Origin of the sequence: Novosphingobium taihuense, from assembly GCF_007830315.1 — a bacterium.
Taxonomy (GTDB): Bacteria; Pseudomonadota; Alphaproteobacteria; order Sphingomonadales; family Sphingomonadaceae; genus Novosphingobium; species Novosphingobium taihuense.
Genome location: NZ_VLKJ01000006.1, coordinates 1 through 14991 on the forward strand (window position 1 = coordinate 1; position 14991 = coordinate 14991).

Annotated in this window: 14 protein-coding genes; 9 read left to right on the forward strand and 5 right to left on the reverse strand. The window is 61.7% G+C overall.

Going from position 1 to position 14991, the window contains the following annotated elements; genetic code table 11:
- Nucleotides 1-304: transposase (locus IQ25_RS12585; protein WP_144906356.1), on the forward strand; the 304-nt coding region annotated here is incomplete at its 5' end.
- Between the two features lie 54 nt (nucleotides 305-358).
- Here IQ25_RS12585 and IQ25_RS12590 read toward each other — a convergent pair.
- Nucleotides 359-766, reverse strand: a complete 408-nt coding sequence (locus tag IQ25_RS12590; RefSeq protein ID WP_144906358.1) for a hypothetical protein — start codon at nucleotides 764-766, stop codon at nucleotides 359-361.
- Nucleotides 767-1147: 381 nt separating this feature from the next.
- Here IQ25_RS12590 and greB point away from each other — a divergent pair, with 381 nt between their 5' ends.
- The 4 genes from greB to IQ25_RS12610 are packed head-to-tail and all read left to right on the forward strand — an operon-like array spanning nucleotide 1148 to nucleotide 2937.
- Nucleotides 1148-1639: a transcription elongation factor GreB gene (gene greB, locus IQ25_RS12595; RefSeq protein ID WP_144906850.1), complete on the forward strand. Its 492-nt coding sequence runs from the start codon at nucleotides 1148-1150 to the stop codon at nucleotides 1637-1639.
- Nucleotides 1640-1649: 10 nt separating this feature from the next.
- Nucleotides 1650-2279 (forward strand): phosphoglycerate mutase family protein, encoded by a 630-nt coding sequence (locus IQ25_RS12600; RefSeq protein WP_144906360.1) that lies wholly within the window; start codon nucleotides 1650-1652, stop codon nucleotides 2277-2279.
- On the forward strand, nucleotides 2279-2458 hold the full coding sequence (locus IQ25_RS12605) for a DUF4169 family protein (protein WP_144906362.1): 180 nt from the start codon (nucleotides 2279-2281) through the stop codon (nucleotides 2456-2458). The genes IQ25_RS12600 and IQ25_RS12605 overlap by 1 nt, the downstream gene beginning before the upstream one ends.
- Nucleotides 2455-2937 carry a hypothetical protein gene (locus IQ25_RS12610; RefSeq protein ID WP_144906364.1) on the forward strand — a complete coding sequence of 161 codons (483 nt, stop codon included), beginning with the start codon at nucleotides 2455-2457 and terminating at the stop codon, nucleotides 2935-2937. The genes IQ25_RS12605 and IQ25_RS12610 overlap by 4 nt, the downstream gene beginning before the upstream one ends.
- A gap of 56 nt (nucleotides 2938-2993) precedes the next feature.
- On the opposite strand, the gene IQ25_RS12615 is transcribed toward IQ25_RS12610, so the two are convergent.
- Nucleotides 2994-3665, reverse strand: coding sequence for an outer membrane protein (locus IQ25_RS12615; RefSeq protein WP_144906366.1), 672 nt, complete (start codon nucleotides 3663-3665; stop codon nucleotides 2994-2996).
- A 246-nt stretch (nucleotides 3666-3911) separates the two neighbouring features.
- Here IQ25_RS12615 and rlmN point away from each other — a divergent pair, with 246 nt between their 5' ends.
- Nucleotides 3912-5210 carry a 23S rRNA (adenine(2503)-C(2))-methyltransferase RlmN gene (rlmN, locus tag IQ25_RS12620; RefSeq protein ID WP_144906368.1) on the forward strand — a complete coding sequence of 433 codons (1299 nt, stop codon included), beginning with the start codon at nucleotides 3912-3914 and terminating at the stop codon, nucleotides 5208-5210.
- Between the two features lie 6 nt (nucleotides 5211-5216).
- On the opposite strand, the gene IQ25_RS12625 is transcribed toward rlmN, so the two are convergent.
- Nucleotides 5217-7895: an EAL domain-containing protein gene (locus IQ25_RS12625; protein WP_144906370.1), complete on the reverse strand. Its 2679-nt coding sequence runs from the start codon at nucleotides 7893-7895 to the stop codon at nucleotides 5217-5219.
- A gap of 127 nt (nucleotides 7896-8022) precedes the next feature.
- Here IQ25_RS12625 and IQ25_RS12630 point away from each other — a divergent pair, with 127 nt between their 5' ends.
- The 3 genes from IQ25_RS12630 (at nucleotide 8023) to IQ25_RS12640 (ending at nucleotide 12071) form a co-directional block, all read left to right on the forward strand.
- The gene (locus tag IQ25_RS12630; RefSeq protein WP_246415773.1) at nucleotides 8023-8820 is read left to right on the forward strand and encodes an alpha/beta fold hydrolase; all 798 of its coding nucleotides are present in this window, start codon (nucleotides 8023-8025) and stop codon (nucleotides 8818-8820) included.
- An 82-nt stretch (nucleotides 8821-8902) separates the two neighbouring features.
- The gene (locus tag IQ25_RS12635; RefSeq protein ID WP_144906372.1) at nucleotides 8903-10213 is read left to right on the forward strand and encodes an FAD-dependent oxidoreductase; all 1311 of its coding nucleotides are present in this window, start codon (nucleotides 8903-8905) and stop codon (nucleotides 10211-10213) included.
- Between the two features lie 109 nt (nucleotides 10214-10322).
- Complete coding sequence (locus IQ25_RS12640) at nucleotides 10323-12071, forward strand: N-acyl-D-amino-acid deacylase family protein (protein ID WP_144906374.1); 1749 nt, start codon at nucleotides 10323-10325, stop codon at nucleotides 12069-12071.
- A gap of 9 nt (nucleotides 12072-12080) precedes the next feature.
- On the opposite strand, the gene IQ25_RS12645 is transcribed toward IQ25_RS12640, so the two are convergent.
- The gene (locus IQ25_RS12645) at nucleotides 12081-13523 is read right to left on the reverse strand and encodes a globin-coupled sensor protein (RefSeq protein WP_246415774.1); all 1443 of its coding nucleotides are present in this window, start codon (nucleotides 13521-13523) and stop codon (nucleotides 12081-12083) included.
- A 186-nt stretch (nucleotides 13524-13709) separates the two neighbouring features.
- On the reverse strand, nucleotides 13710-14837 hold the full coding sequence (gene dnaN / locus IQ25_RS12650; RefSeq protein ID WP_144906378.1) for a DNA polymerase III subunit beta: 1128 nt from the start codon (nucleotides 14835-14837) through the stop codon (nucleotides 13710-13712).
- Nucleotides 14838-14991: the final 154 nt, after the last annotated feature.

Here is a 14991-nt window from a genome sequence, read left to right on the forward strand (position 1 = left end):
GACCGAAATCATCAAGCGCTTCCCGTGGCTGCGCCATGTGTTTGCCGATGGCGGCTATGCTGGCGACAAACTCCGGCAGGCGCTGAGCCGGATCGGCAGATGGACCCTCGAGATCGTCAAACGGTCCGATACCGCAAGGGGTTTCGTGGTCCTTCCACGCCGTTGGGTCGTCGAACGGACGCTGGCATGGCTGAATCGGAACCGCCGTCTCGCCAAGGACTTCGAGCAAACCATCGCCTCGGCAACCGCATGGCTGTTTATCGCCTCGATCCAGCTCTTCACCCGCCGCATCGCAAGGTCATGAATTTACGAAGGATAATTTCGAATCAGGCTCTGAGCGCGAGCTTTCTCGGTACGGTTAAAAGCCTCCATCAATGAACTGCACTAAATATATTCTGCGCCTCTCACCAAAAACGAGAACACCAGACTTCTTTGTCTTATCCTTTGGATTGGATACACACATAATAGTCATTTTTTCTTTTCCGGAAATTTTGCAGTTTTTTGATCTGGGGAGATCTATGTTTCCAGAGAATTTAGATCGAATTGATATTAATCCCCCAACTCCAAAATCATTATACTGTTTCTCAAATTTTCTTGTCCTCCTATCTAAGAAACCCCCAATAACACTAGTTCTCGAATCAACAAAAATGGAAAGTTGATTCAAGTCTTCCGAATCTAAGTAAACTTTGAATGCTTCGACAACCTCAGGGTCAAGAGGCATTGGCTTAGTTTTCGCTGAATTCAACACGGGCTGAGCTTCGCTCATTTGGGTGACCCGGACTGCCGGCCCCAATGAACGCTCCATGTCGCTCGACCTCGACATCATTACAGCGGTAGATAGCGCTATTATTTTCAAAAATATCATGAAACAAATCTCAAATTTTCTCTTGATCAAGCTTTTTAGCGGTTTTCCATCGAACAGTCCAACAGGTAAACTAACTTCGATATGCTAGCGGTTCACAAGCAATCCAATGCACCTTATCATCGACAGTTGAGTGCGACGGGTTGCCCCGAACTTGATCGAATTGACAAACGGTCTTCTGCCCCTCCACCAACCGCCGTGCGCGCACTCCCGCTCCCCATTTGTCCTGCGGAAAAAAGGGGAGGATTTGTTGTTTCGGTGGACAGCATCGCTCACAAGCGCACCATGAAACCTGACGGTCACCCCATCACCCCCGCCGGATTTGCCGCCCTGCGCGCGCGTTACGATCATTTGCTCGGCACCGAGCGTCCGGCCATTGTCGAGATCGTCAGCTGGGCGGCGGGGAACGGGGATCGGTCGGAGAACGGCGATTATCTCTATGGGCGCAAGCGGATGCGGGAGATCGATCGGGAGCTGGCGTTTCTGGCGCGGCGGATGAAGGCGGCGCGGGTGGTCGATCCTCGAGCGCAGGAGGATCGGACGCGCGTGCTGTTCGGCGCGACGGTGGAGATTGCCGATGAGGACGACAACCGCCGCATGCTGACGCTGGTCGGCGATGACGAGCAGGATGCGTCGAACAACCTGATTGGCTGGAGCGCGCCCATCGCCAAGGCCCTGCGCGGGGCGCGGGTCGGTGACTTGCGCATCGTCCGGCTGCCTTCGGGGGAGAAGGAGTGGGAAATCATGAGCATTTCCTATCCCGACGCAGCAGGCTAAAGCCCTGCCCATGAAACCCGGTCGCTTCTTCATCATGCGTCACGGCGAGACGGTCTATAACGCCGCCGCGCGCCTGCAATCGAACACGATGCACACGCCTTTGACGCGGCAGGGTTTCGAACAGGCCGTGGCGATGGGCATGGCCTTGCGCCGCGAACTGGGTGAGCGGCCACACGTGACGCTGCATATCTCCGACACCGGGCGCGCGCTGCAGACGGCGGCGCTGATCGCCGAGGAACTGGGCCTCGACTGGTTTACCGGGCGCCGCACGATGGATCTGAAAGAGATCGACATGGGTTCGTGGTGCGGCCGGTCCTACAGCGACGTGGAGGATGAAGTCGGCCCGATCGTTGTGGAAGACCATTTGCTGCGCCCGGCGCCTGATGGCGAGGACTATCCGATGATCGCAGCGCGGTTGAACCGCTGGATCGAAGGGCTGGAAGAAACCAGCAGCGATCATATCGTGGTGATGCACGGCATTTCGAGCCGGGTTCTACGCGGGATCATGGCGGGCTATCCGGTTCATCCGGTCCATGGCGCGCCGATTGCACCTTCGTTGATGCAAGGCTCCATCGCGCTGGTCGAGAATGGCGCAGAAACCGTGCTGTTCGGATCTGAACGCGGGATCGAACACGCCTGATGGGCGATGTCGTGAACCTTCGGACCGTTCGCAAATCCAAGGCGCGCGATGCACGTGCGGTGGAGGCGCAGGCCAACCGGGCGAAGTTCGGACGGACCAAGGGCGAGAAGCTGCGTGACGCTCAGGAGGCGGAACGGGCGGCCCGGTTGCTTGATGGCGCGAAGAGGGATGAACCGTGAGGAAGCTGCTGCTTCTGGCGATCCTTGCGCTTTCGGGAACGGCGATGGCGCGCGACAGCCTGGGCGTGTTCGGCAAATGGGGCGCGTTCCGTGATCCGGGCGTGCCGCGTTGCTATGCGATTGCCATGGCCGAGAAGATGCCGGCGCGCGAACAGGCCTTCCAGCCTTATTTCACCGTGGGCTATTGGCCTTCGCGGGGAATACGTGGGGCAGTTCACGTGCGGCTTGCGCGGCGATTGGCGGCGGGGTCGAAGGTGATCGTCTCGTTCCCGGAAGCGAACTTCGCGCTGCAGACAGGGCAGGCCGATGCCTGGCCGGTGGACCAGACCGCCAACGCCGGGATCGTCGCGCAAATGCGCAGTGCGCGCAGCATGGTGGTGATCGCCAAGGGCGCAGACGGGCGGTCGTTCCGGGATCGCTATATGCTGGAAGGCGCGGCATCGGCGATGGATGCGGCGGCGCTGGGGTGTGGGCGGTAACAAAGAAAGGGCGAGCCTTGCGGCCCGCCCTTCCCTTTTTGCTTCTGGGGTGACGATTAGAAGCGCACGCCGACGCCTGCCGTCACCGAGTGACGGTCGGTGTCGATGTTGAAGCGGCTCGAGTCCGGCGTGTTGCCGTTGAAGTCGAATTCGCCCTTGCTGTAGTTGGCATACTTGTATTCGAGCTTCACGAAGGCGTTGCTGCCGACCTTCTGCTCGACACCCGCGCCGACGCGATAGCCGTCCGTGTCGAGACGCTGGCGCAAGTTGGTGGTGCCGTTGGTGCCCTGAAGGTTGTAGCGGGCGTTGCTGTAGCCGCCCTTGACGTAAACCATGGTGCTCGGGCTCATCGCGTAGCCAAGACGGCCACCGAAGTAGTACTGGCGACCAGCTTCGACGCGACCCAGGTTGAACACATTGGGCTCGCTGTTGTTGTTGTCCCACTTGGCGCTGCTGTCGGTAATCTCAGATTCGGCGCCGACAACCAGGTTGGTGCCGAGCGGGATATCATAACCGATTGCGCCGCCGTACTCGACACCGTCGATCGACTGCTTGAGGTCACGGTCGCCGTCAACGTCCTCGGTGCTGCCCGAGCGGTTGTGGTCGTAACCGACAAGTGCCTCAGCGTGGAAGCCGCTGAACGCCTCGGCGGGTGTGGCGTCCTGCGCGTACGCAGGAACGGCGGCGATGGCGGTGCCAGCGGCGAGAATTGCGCAGATCTTCTTCATGTCTCACTCCATTCGAAAACTTCCTGCCGGTTCTGTTATCTTTGCGACCCGACAGTGACCGGTTGAATGAGTGGAACTGCATCCGGTTTCCTGAACCTCACACAACAGAAAACCGTGACATTTGAGCCACATAAATTGCGATGCTCGGAGTGATAGGCAAGGTGGAAAGCGGGAACCATGCCGTCCTAGAAGCGTTCGCGCGGGCCTCATTGCAGCCGGTTTGCTCTTGAGGTGACGAATCACTATATGCGCGCGATGCAGAGCCAGATCGATCCCAGCCCCTCCCTGCCCGCCAACATGCCCATCGCAGGGCATTTCGATCCCGTGCCTGTTCCGCGCGAGGTGACGCCGCGCGAGGATGGCCGGGTCGACCTGATCGGTCTGCCCAAGAAGCAGATTGCAGGCCTATTCGAAGCGGCTGGGCTGGATCAGAAGGCTGCCAAGCTGCGCGCCAAGCAGGTGTTCCACTGGCTCTACCATCGCGGCGTGACGGAATTCGAGGGAATGACCGACATCGCCAAGACAATGCGCCCATGGCTGGCGGAGCGCTTCGTGATCGGACGGCCCGAGATCGTCGAGGCTCAGGTTTCGACCGATGGCACGCGCAAATGGCTGCTGCGCACGGCCGACAACCATGACTTCGAGATGGTGTTCATTCCGGATGCGGACCGTGGAACGCTGTGCGTTTCAAGCCAGGTCGGCTGCACGCTCAACTGCCGGTTCTGCCATACGGGCACGATGCGACTGGTCCGCAACCTGACACCGGGCGAGATCGTCGGCCAGGTCATGCTGGCACGCGATGCGCTGGGCGAGTGGCCGAAAGCCGGCGGCACGATGGCCGGGCTCGACTTCGATGACGAAGATGAGGATGCTGCCAGCGCCTACACCCCGGATGGCCGCCTGCTCACCAACATCGTGATGATGGGCATGGGCGAACCGCTCTACAACTTCGACAACGTGCGCGATGCTCTCAAGCTGGTGATGGACGGCGACGGTCTTGCCCTGTCGAAGCGCCGTATCACGCTTTCGACCAGTGGCGTGGTACCGATGATGGCGCGTGCGGGCGAAGAGATCGGCGTGAACCTTGCCGTCTCGCTCCATGCGGTGACCAAGGACGTGCGCGACGAGATCGTGCCGATCAACCGCAAGTACGGCATCGACGAACTGCTTCAGGCCTGTGCCGACTATCCCGGCGCATCGAATGCGCGGCGCATCACGTTCGAATACGTGATGCTCAAGGACAAGAACGACAGCGACGAGGATGCGCGCGAGCTGGTGCGGCTGATCAAGCAGTACAAGCTGCCGGCCAAGGTCAACCTCATCCCGTTCAACCCGTGGGACGGCGCGCCTTACGAATGCTCCAGCCCCGAGCGGATCAAGAGCTTTGCCAAGATCGTGTTCGACGCAGGGATCAGCGCTCCGGTGCGCACGCCGCGCGGGCGCGACATCGATGCGGCCTGTGGCCAGCTCAAGACGGCTGCGGAGAAGAAGAGCCGCGCCGAACTCGACCGCCTGGCAGAAGAGAAACAGGCCGCACTGGGGTAATCAGTCTCAGCCGACCTTGCGCTGGACGACAGCTTCGGGATCTGAAGTCACCGGTGGTTTTCCGGCGACAGCTGCGATGCGGCCACCTTCATCGAGGCGCAGCGGCATCGAGAACTCGACGCCCATGCGATCGTCGCTCGACCAGCGGCAGGTGCCGGTGACGGCGTGATTGTCGGCCAGCAGAACGCGGAAGATCGTGCCCGGTGGCACGTTCCACAAGCCTTCGATCAGCGCGCCGGTCTGGCTGATGTTGCGGACCATGGCGTTGTATCGGTGGCCGCCGTGATCAAGCACGACCTTGCGGAGCATCGACTGCCGCGCGGCTCGGGAAGAGCGTGGGCCCTGGGCGATCGCCATGAGTCCGGTAGACAGGCGCGCGGCCGCATTCATGGCCGATAGCGGGCGCTCGTAGATGTAACCCTGCACATGACTGCAGCCGAGCATGCGGACGAGATCGAGTTCGTCGAGCGTTTCGACGCCCTCTGCCGTGGTTTCCATGCCAAGTGCCTCGGCAAGGCTCACGATCGAAGCGATGATCGCGCCGTTGCGGCTGCCGGGCTGGGTTGCGCCACGCACAAAGGACTGGTCGATCTTGATCTTGTCGAACGGCGCCGAGCGCAAGTAGCCAAGCGAGGAATAGCCGGTTCCGAAATCGTCGAGCGCGAGGCGGACGCCGATGGCCTTGAGCGACTTGAACATCTGGTCGGTGCCCTCGTCGTCGTTGAGGAACACGCTTTCGGTGATTTCCAATTCAAGGCGCTCGGCGGCAACCTGCGAACTTGCCAGCGCATTGGTGACGACGATAGGCAGCGAGGGATTTGCGAACTGCAGAGGCGAGACATTAACCGCGACGCGCACGTTCTCGGGCCAGCGCGAGAGGTCCTGGCAGGCGGTACGCAGGGCCCATTCGCCGATGGGAGCGATGAGGCCGGTGTCCTCAGCAATCGGGATGAATCGGGTCGGGCTGATCCAGCCATGCTCGGGGTGGTTCCAACGCAGCAGCGCCTCGAAGCCGGTGATCTTCTCGGTCGATGTCTGGACGACTGGCTGGTAATAGAGTTCGAGACCGCCGTTCGAGACCGCATCCCGCAGGTCTTCCTCCATCTGGCGACGCTCTTCGGCATCGCTGTGGAGGTCGGCGGCGTAAAAGTGGTAGCGACCGCGCCCGCCATCCTTTGCGGCATAGAGCGCTAGGTCGGCGTTGCGGATCAAGGCTTCGCTGGTCACGCCATCGTCGGGCACGATTGCAATTCCGACCGAGGCGCCGATCATCACGCGGCTACCCTCGATCGAATAGGGCTGTGAGAGGCTCTCGATGATGCGCTGGGCCAGATGACCGAGCTGTTCACGCTCGATCTTGCCGGGCAGGATCACCTGGAATTCGTCGCCACCGAGACGTCCGACACGGCCCATCTTGCCGACAACGCGCTCAAGCCGCTGGGCGACCTGCTTGAGCAGGGCATCGCCTGCCGGATGGCCAAGCGTATCATTGACCTGCTTGAAACGGTCGAGATCGAGCAGGAAGACCGAGCAGGCCCGGTGATGGACCTGCGGGGCAAGGAGGATTTTCTCCAGCGTCTGCGACATGCGGAAGCGGTTCGACAGGCCGGTCAGCGAATCGAAATGCGCGAGGCGAGAGGCGTGCTCCTGCGAGCGGCGCTTTTCGGTGAGATCGGTGCCCGAGCCACGGAAGCCGGTGAAATTGTTGAAGGTATCGTAAGTCGGCCTGCCGGTGATCGACCACCAGCGTTCCTCGTCCGAGGTTGCCGCGCGGACCGCCAGTTCGCTGAAGCTGGAACGGGCCGAAAGGTGGAATGCCAGCGTACGCTCGCCCTCGCCCGATTGCTCGGTCAGGTTGAACAGTTCGGAGAACGGGCGTCCGATCAGGTCCGACACCTTGCGGCCGAGGATTTCGGCAACCGGCGTGGACAGATAGGTCAACTGGCCGCGCCGGTCGGTTTCCCAGAACCAGCCCTGCCCGGTCTCCTCGTAATCAGCCAGAATCTCCTGCGCGCGGGTTTGCGCGCGTTGGTCGCTCTCGACCTTTTCGCGCAGGAGCAGGTCGATCTCGCGCTGGCGCAGATAGGCGACGATGGCAATGACAACGCCTATCGCAAGCGAGAAGTAACCGCCGAAGGTGCTGGCGACGCAAGTTATTCCGGACCAGATCGAAACCTGCGAAGCAAGAACGCCAACAAGCCGACCGGACTGAACGACGGTTGCAAGAAGCGAGACCGTGGCGACTGCCACCAAGCAGTCGAACCAGCTAACCTGCCCCGAACTGCCCCAAACGCCCATGGCAGAGCCGAACAGGAACATCGGCAGCGCGACGGCAAGGCCCATCGCGATCATGCGCTGACCGGTTTCCATCTGCCGGGTCTCTTCCGCGCGGACAGCCAGACGAGAGAGATGGGCGGCAATCGCCCCCAGAACGGCGAGAAGTGCGGCAAGGGTATGCGGAATGACGAGATTGTAGGCGGCAATCGCGATCGGGATCAGCAGCATCGGGATGGCCATCTGCGGCCATTCCGGCGCAACCAGCCGATTCGTCGGATCGCTGCCGAACAGGAAGCTTGCCCCCGCTTCGCGGCTCGCCGGAGCGGATACGCGCTCGCGCCGCCGGGTGCGGGCAAAATCGCGTTTGGCTCCTTCAAGTATTGTTTCGGGGGGTACTTCTGCAGACATGCCCGCCTTGTGCAACGGCGGGCTTTGAGAAAGCGTTAAGCTCTCTCCATTCAGGTCCTTTTGCTGCGACTGCGAAGGTGCTAGGCCCCTGGCGGAACGTGGGGGTCCAGTGTCGGATACAGTTGATATGGCAATGATCGGCGTCGCCGGACGCAGACTGCACCTTGCGCAGTGGCATGAGAGCAAGCGAAGCGCACACCGGCCATTGCTGATGCTGAACGGCATCGGCATGAATCTCGAGATGCTCGAACCCCTTGCCCGTGCGCTGCCCGAGCGCGAAGTGATCTGCTTCGACATGCCCGGCATCGGCAGCTCACCCGATCCGATCCTGCCCTACACCATTCCGAGCATGGCGCTGACCACCGCAGCGCTGCTTGACCGGCTGGGCATCGACGAGGTGGACATTCTCGGCATCAGCTGGGGTGGCGCGCTGGCCCAGCAGTTCGCGTTCCAGCACCGCGCCCGCACTGGCCGCATCGTTTTGGCTGCCACGGCTTCAGGTGGCGCTACGATGGTGCCCGGCAACCCCTCGATTCTGGCCCACCTTGCCGACCCGCGTGAATACACGGTCGAGAGAACGCTCAAGCGCAATCTCGCTTCGATCTACAATGGTGGCGGCAGCGGCAAGGTATCGCTCAATGCCGCCAAGGCGCCCTCGCCGCTCGGTTTTTCCTACCAGATGATGGCCTTTGCGGGCTGGTCGAGCGTTCCGTTCCTGCCACTCCTCAACATGCCGGTCATGGTCATGGCCGACGAGGAGGACCAACTGGTCCCCCCTTCCAACGCGCATTTCCTGCACAACGCCATTCCGCACAGCCGGATCGAGATGTTTCAGGGCGGCGGGCATCTGTTCATGCTCTCTCAGCGCGACCGGTTCATCGAGAAGCTGCGCGGCTTTCTCGACGAGGATATCCACCACACCTGAAAGACACCTGCCTCTCGCCGCTTTCCTTTTGCCGGTCAGACGATAGCATCGCGCAAAGACTCGATCAGGCTGAGGAGAGGCCATGCGGCATATCGCGATCGTCGGTTCGGGACCGGCCGGGTACTACACCGCAGAGGCCGCCCAGAAGCAGTGGGGCGACGATGTCCTGATCGACATCTTTGACATGTTGCCGGTACCTTACGGACTTATCCGGTTCGGCGTTGCCCCCGATCACCAATCGATCAAGGGGGTGACCCGCCGCTACGAGCAGACCGCGCTGGCGGACAACGTGCGCTTCGTAGGCAATGTGAAAGTCGGAAGCGATGTTTCGATTGCGGAACTGCGGGAGCTTTACGATGCGGTGGTGTTGGCAACAGGTGCGCCGCGTGATCGTGACATCGGCGTGCCTGGCGATCACCTGAAGAACGTGTTCGGCAGTGCGGCCTTCGTAGGCTGGTACAATGGTCACCCCGAGTTTGCCGCGCTTGATCCCGATCTTTCCGGGCATACCGCCGTGGTCATCGGCATGGGCAATGTCGCCCTCGACGTCACCCGGATCCTGGCCAAGACGCGCGACGAATTTGCCGGCAGCGACATCGTTGCCCACGCGCTGGAAGGGCTGATGGCGTCGAAGATCCGGCGGATCGTGATCCTCGGCCGGCGCGGACCGCACCAGATCATGATGACGCCCAAGGAACTGGGCGAGCTTGGACACCTTTCCCGAACCGCCCCGTCGGTCGATCCGCGCGACCTGCCCGAGGAAGCGGAAGACGCGCTGCTTGAGCCGGGCATCCGCAAGTCGGTAACGCACTTGCGCTCCTTCGCGGCCATACCTGAAAGCCACCGTGCCGACCTGCCGCTTGAAGTGGAGTTCGATTTCTTCGGTGCGCCGCGCGGATTGCTCGGCGAAGGCAAGGTGCGGGCGATTGCCGTGGAGCGCACGCGGATCGAGGCAGGGCGCGCGGTGGGGACGGGCGAGTTCTACGAAATTCCGGCGGATCTGGTGGTGTCATGCATCGGATACCAGACCTCGCCTATCGAGGGCGTGCCGTTCGATGATCGTGCCGGACGCTTTGCCAATGACGCGGGGCGCATTCTGCCGGGGCTCTATTGCGTCGGCTGGGCGCGGCGCGGGCCTTCGGGGACCATCGGTACCAACCGGCCGGACGGATTCGGCGTGGTGGAAATGATTGCCGAAGACTTACCCCATGCGGGCCGCAAGGCCGGGCGGGCAGGCTTCGACGAGTTGGCCGCAGCGCGAAAGCTCGATGTCGTCAGCTTCGACGACTGGAAGAAGATCGAGCAAGCCGAGGAGCAGCGCGCGCGTGACGATTCGCCGCGCGAAAAGTTTGTCGACGTCGAGGAAATGATCCGGGCCAGCGGTCACGACTGACGGTTATGCGACCGCCGATTGACCCCGGGCCAAAGCTCTGACTTAATCGAACGATTAATGCGACAGGTTGACTAGGTGAGTCGGCCTGCGTGGGAGAAGGAGCAGGCCGATGGCTGTCTATGACCTCATCATCCGCAACGGCACGATCGTCGATGGCACCGGCGCGCCGCGCTTCACCGGCGACGTAGCCGTGAAGAACGGACTGATCGCTGCTGTCGGCTCAATCCGTGGCGATGCCGCCGAGGAGATCGACGCGAGCGGGCGCGTGGTTGCGCCGGGCTGGGTCGACGTTCACACCCACTATGACGGGCAGGCGACCTGGGACGCGGAAATGGCGCCATCTTCGTGGCATGGCGTGACAACCGTGGTCATGGGCAACTGTGGTGTCGGCTTTGCGCCTGCCGCGCCTGATCGTCACGACTGGCTGATCGGCCTGATGGAAGGCGTCGAGGATATTCCTGGCACGGCGCTTGCCGAAGGGATGACCTGGGACTGGGAAACCTTCCCCGAATATCTCGATGCGCTTGAGAAGATGCCGCGCGCGGTCGATATCGGCACGCACGTCCCACATGGGGCCGTGCGCGCCTATGTTCTTGGCGATCGGGAAAAGCCGGGCGCGGTTCCGACCGACGAGGACATTCGCAAGATGGCCGAAATCGTCGAGGAAGGCGTGCGCGCCGGAGCGCTTGGTTTCTCGACGAGCCGCACCGTGATACACAAGTCCGTCGACGGGGAAGTCGTGCCGGGCACCACGGCAACCGCCGAGGAACTGATCGAGATCGGCCGTGCCATGGGGCGTGTTGGGCATGGCGTGTTCGAGATGGCATCGGACATGAAGCGCGAATGGGACGAGTTTGGCTGGATGGGGGCATTGAGCCGCGAAACCGGCCTGCCCGTGACTTACGCCGCGCTCCAGTCGATCGCCAAGGAATTGCCGCTGGAAGAACAGATCGCGGAGATGCGCCGCCAGAACGCGCAAGGGGCGAACATCGTCGCGCAGATCGCGCTGCGAGGTAACGGCGTGATCATGGCCTGGCAGGGGACCATCCATCCTTTCCGTTTCCGCCCGAGCTACGCGGCGATTGCCGACCTCCCATGGGACGAACAGCTCGCAAACCTCAAGGACCCGGCCTTCCGTGAAAAGGTCCTGTCGGAAGCCAACGTCTATCCAGAGAGTGACATCATCGGACTGCTGATGATGATCTCGCAAGGGTGGCACAACCAGTTCGTGATGGACGAAGGGTTCGACTACGAACCACAAGCCGAGGCCAGCATTCTTGCCCACGCTAAGGCGGCGGGTGTCTCGCCCGACGCCTATGCCTATGACAAACTGATGGAAAACGATGGCACGGGGTTCATCTACCTGCCGATCCTCAACTATGCCGATGGCAATCTCGATTTCCTCGAGGCGCTGCAGGCTTCGGACGATACGGTGAACTCGCTTTCCGATGGTGGCGCGCACTGCGGCACTATCTGTGACGCGGCCAGCCCGACCTTCATGCTCGAACACTGGGTGCGCGAGCGCAAGCGGGGTGGCCGGATCAGCCTGGAGCACGCAGTGAAGCGGCAGTGCCACGACACGGCGCGGCTTTACGGCCTCGATGATCGCGGCATCCTGGCGCCGGGTTATCTTGCCGACATCAACGTGATCGACTTCGAGAACCTGAAACTGCTCAAGCCGTGGCTGGCCTTCGATCTTCCGGCAGGCGGCAAGCGCCTGCTCCAGAAAGCGGAAGGCTATGACTACACGATCAAGGGCGGCAAGGTGACTTTCCGCAAGGGCGAGTGGACAGGCGCCACGCCGGGCGGGCTGATCCGGGGACCGCAGCGCGCGGAACTGCTCGAAGCCGCCGAATGAAGGGCTAGATCAGGCGGCGTGGCGCAGGCCGGGTGACCTGGCCTCGGCGCCGCCTTCGAGCCGGAAGCGGTCGACCAGTGAAGACAGGCGCGTAGCCTCGCCCGCAAGGCTGCGAGCAGCCGCGGTCGCCTCTTCGACCATGGCGGCGTTCTGCTGCGTCATGGTATCCATCTCGCGCACCGTCTCGCGAACCTGACCGATGCTACCTGCCTGTTCCTGCGCCATGGCGGCGATGCTACTTGCGAGCCTCGCGACATGACCGACCTGCTCGACGATCAGGTCGAATGTCTCGCCGGTCTGGCCGACAAGACTGACGCCACGTTCGACCTGGGTAGAACTCGCCGTGATCAGATGCTTGATGTCGCGCGCCGCGTCCGCCGTGCGCTGAGCGAGCGCGCGCACTTCTGTAGCGACGACGGCAAAGCCACGTCCGGCATCACCGGCGCGAGCAGCCTCGACCCCGGCGTTGAGAGCGAGAAGATTGGTCTGGAAGGCAATCCCGTCGATCACCGAGATGATCTTGCCAATCTCCTGCGCAGAATGGTGAATGTCGTTCATTGCCTGAACGGCCTCACTGACGACTGCCCCGCCCTTGAGCGCTTCACCGTGCGCCTGTTGCACGGAGTCATGCATGTGGGAGGCATCGTCAGCGGTTGTCTTCACCGTAGCGGCCAGCGTTGTCATGGCGGCGGATGCCTCTTCGAGGCTTGCTGCCTGCTGCTCGGTCCGGCGAGCAAGATCGTCTGAGGCCTGGCGGATTTCGCGCGCACCGACGTCCACGGCGCTGGAGGTTCCGGCCACATCTCCAAGCGCGCCCGAGACTTGACGCCGCATTTCATCAAGGTGGCGCTGCAATTCCGCGAATGCCTTGGGCAGTTCGGGGGCATGCGTCGCGAAATCGCCTTCTGCCATACCTTGCAATGCCGAGCTGACCTCGTCGATCACGGCAACACGGGCGGCCTCTTCGACGCGGAAATATGCCGAGATGGCAACCTCCATGTCGAGCAATGCCATCTTCACCATCGAAGCGACTTCTGCCCCGACCTTGCGGCGGCGCAGAATACTGCCCGACCCCGAGAACATCTTGTCGATGATGCGTTCCAGCACGCTGGCGTAGGCGCCGATGTACCATCCCGGTTCCAGGCCGATGCGGGCGTGAACATTGCCTACGCGCTCAGCGCTCTCAAAATAGCTGCGATCAACAGTTCCACCGAACATGCCGGCCCAATGCTCGATCTGCTTGTCACGCGCGTGACGCATCGTTTGGCGCGAGCCGAAGAACTTCGCCGTTTCGGGGGTGTTTGCAATCTGTTCGTAGAGTTGATCAAGCGCAGCGGGCGCATGCCTCGCCATCGCGCGACCCAGCGAACCAAAGCGGGCTATGTCCTCACTGCCGATATTGAAGAAATTCAGCTTCTTCGAAATGTCCTGATCGGTGATGTCGTGCGCCATGAACATTGCTCCTCGTCACGATACAATCGCACGTGGGCGTGAACATGTTCGAAAGGGGAAACAGTGGGACAATACTGTTCGGAAGGTTATCGGCAATTAACCTTCGGCAATTGGTCAGCAACATACATAGACTATGTTGAACTGCGATTACAACACCTTGCCCTTTCGGGCAGGTGTAACACACAATTAGACGCGCATCGGCATTAGTACGTAGAGCGCGGGCGACTTCTCATCGCGACGAATCAGCGTGGGCGCGCCGGCATCGGCAAGATGCAGTTCGACCGTATCGCCGTCGATCTGGCTGAGGATATCCTTGAGATAATTGGCGTTGAAGCCGATCTCGAATCCCGCCGATGCGTAGTTTGCGGGCAGTTCTTCAGCAGCGGTGCCGTTGTCAGGGCTCGTCACCGAAAGCGTGACGCGGTCGGTCTCGAGCGCCATCTTGACCGCACGGGTCTTCTCGGTGGCAATAGTCGCCACGCGATCGACGCCTTCGAAGAAAGAGCGCGGGTCAAGCTTCAGCAACTTGTCGTTTCCGGTAGGGATCACGCGGCTGTAATCCGGGAAAGTACCGTCAATCAGCTTGCTGGTCAGCACTACGCCGTTTTCGCCGCCCAGGGTGAAGCGTACCTTGCTGGCCGACAGATCGATCAGCACGGCCGAATCCAGCACTTCTTCAAGCAACTTGCGCAACTCGCCGACGCATTTGCGAGGGACGATCACGTCAGGCATGCCCTCTGCGCCATCCGGGCGCGCAATTGTGAAGCGAGCCAGACGGTGACCATCGGTGGCGGCAGCCTTGAGTACCGGCTGGGCATCGTCCGAGACGTGGAGGAATATGCCGTTGAGGTAGTAGCGCGTCTCTTCGGTCGAGATCGCAAAGCGCGTGCGGTCGATCAATTCGGCCAGCGTGCGCGCCGGGATTTCGAAGCTGGTCGGAAGGTCACCTTCAACGATCACCGGGAAATCGTCGCGAGGAAGAGTTGGCAGCTGGAAACGGCTGCGGCCCGCCTTGACGATCATGCGGTTTTCTGAGGTTTCCAGGCTGACCTGCGATCCGTCCTGCAGCTTGCGTGCGATGTCGAACAGGAGGTGCGCCGAGACGGTGATCGCGCCTGCCGATTCCACCGATACGGCGGCCATCGATTCCACGATCTGCAGATCAAGGTCCGTCGCCATCAGGCGAACGGTACCATCGGGCGCAGCCTCGATCAGCACGTTCGACAGGATCGGAATCGTGTTTCGGCGTTCGACCACCGACTGGACGTGGGACAGGCAGCGCAGGAGCGTCGCGCGTTCGATCGTCGCCTTCATTCTCGTCTCGATCCCCCCGGGGAGTGGGCCGACGGCCTGCCCCCGTGAATATGGCTGAACCGGGGAATCACGCTCCCCGGCGTATGGTTCGGACCATCTGTCTTAAAGCAGAGGCGGGGCTCGGCAAGCACCGGCCCCGCCCTTGTCCCCTAAG

Bases quoted from the DNA above. Each gene is read 5' to 3' on its own strand.
- IQ25_RS12635 (WP_144906372.1), top strand. From the start codon at position 8,903: ATGCGGCATATCGCGATCGTCGGTTCGGGACCGGCCGGGTACTACACC.
- IQ25_RS12625 (WP_144906370.1), bottom strand. From the start codon at position 7,895: ATGTCTGCAGAAGTACCCCCCGAAACAATACTTGAAGGAGCCAAACGC.
- IQ25_RS12640 (WP_144906374.1), top strand. From the start codon at position 10,323: ATGGCTGTCTATGACCTCATCATCCGCAACGGCACGATCGTCGATGGC.
- greB (WP_144906850.1), top strand. From the start codon at position 1,148: ATGAAACCTGACGGTCACCCCATCACCCCCGCCGGATTTGCCGCCCTG.
- rlmN (WP_144906368.1), top strand. From the start codon at position 3,912: ATGCGCGCGATGCAGAGCCAGATCGATCCCAGCCCCTCCCTGCCCGCC.
- IQ25_RS12645 (WP_246415774.1), bottom strand. From the start codon at position 13,523: ATGGCGCACGACATCACCGATCAGGACATTTCGAAGAAGCTGAATTTC.
- dnaN (WP_144906378.1), bottom strand. From the start codon at position 14,837: ATGAAGGCGACGATCGAACGCGCGACGCTCCTGCGCTGCCTGTCCCAC.
- IQ25_RS12630 (WP_246415773.1), top strand. From the start codon at position 8,023: ATGGCAATGATCGGCGTCGCCGGACGCAGACTGCACCTTGCGCAGTGG.
- IQ25_RS12615 (WP_144906366.1), bottom strand. From the start codon at position 3,665: ATGAAGAAGATCTGCGCAATTCTCGCCGCTGGCACCGCCATCGCCGCC.
- IQ25_RS12590 (WP_144906358.1), bottom strand. From the start codon at position 766: ATGAGCGAAGCTCAGCCCGTGTTGAATTCAGCGAAAACTAAGCCAATG.
- IQ25_RS12605 (WP_144906362.1), top strand. From the start codon at position 2,279: ATGGGCGATGTCGTGAACCTTCGGACCGTTCGCAAATCCAAGGCGCGC.
- IQ25_RS12600 (WP_144906360.1), top strand. From the start codon at position 1,650: ATGAAACCCGGTCGCTTCTTCATCATGCGTCACGGCGAGACGGTCTAT.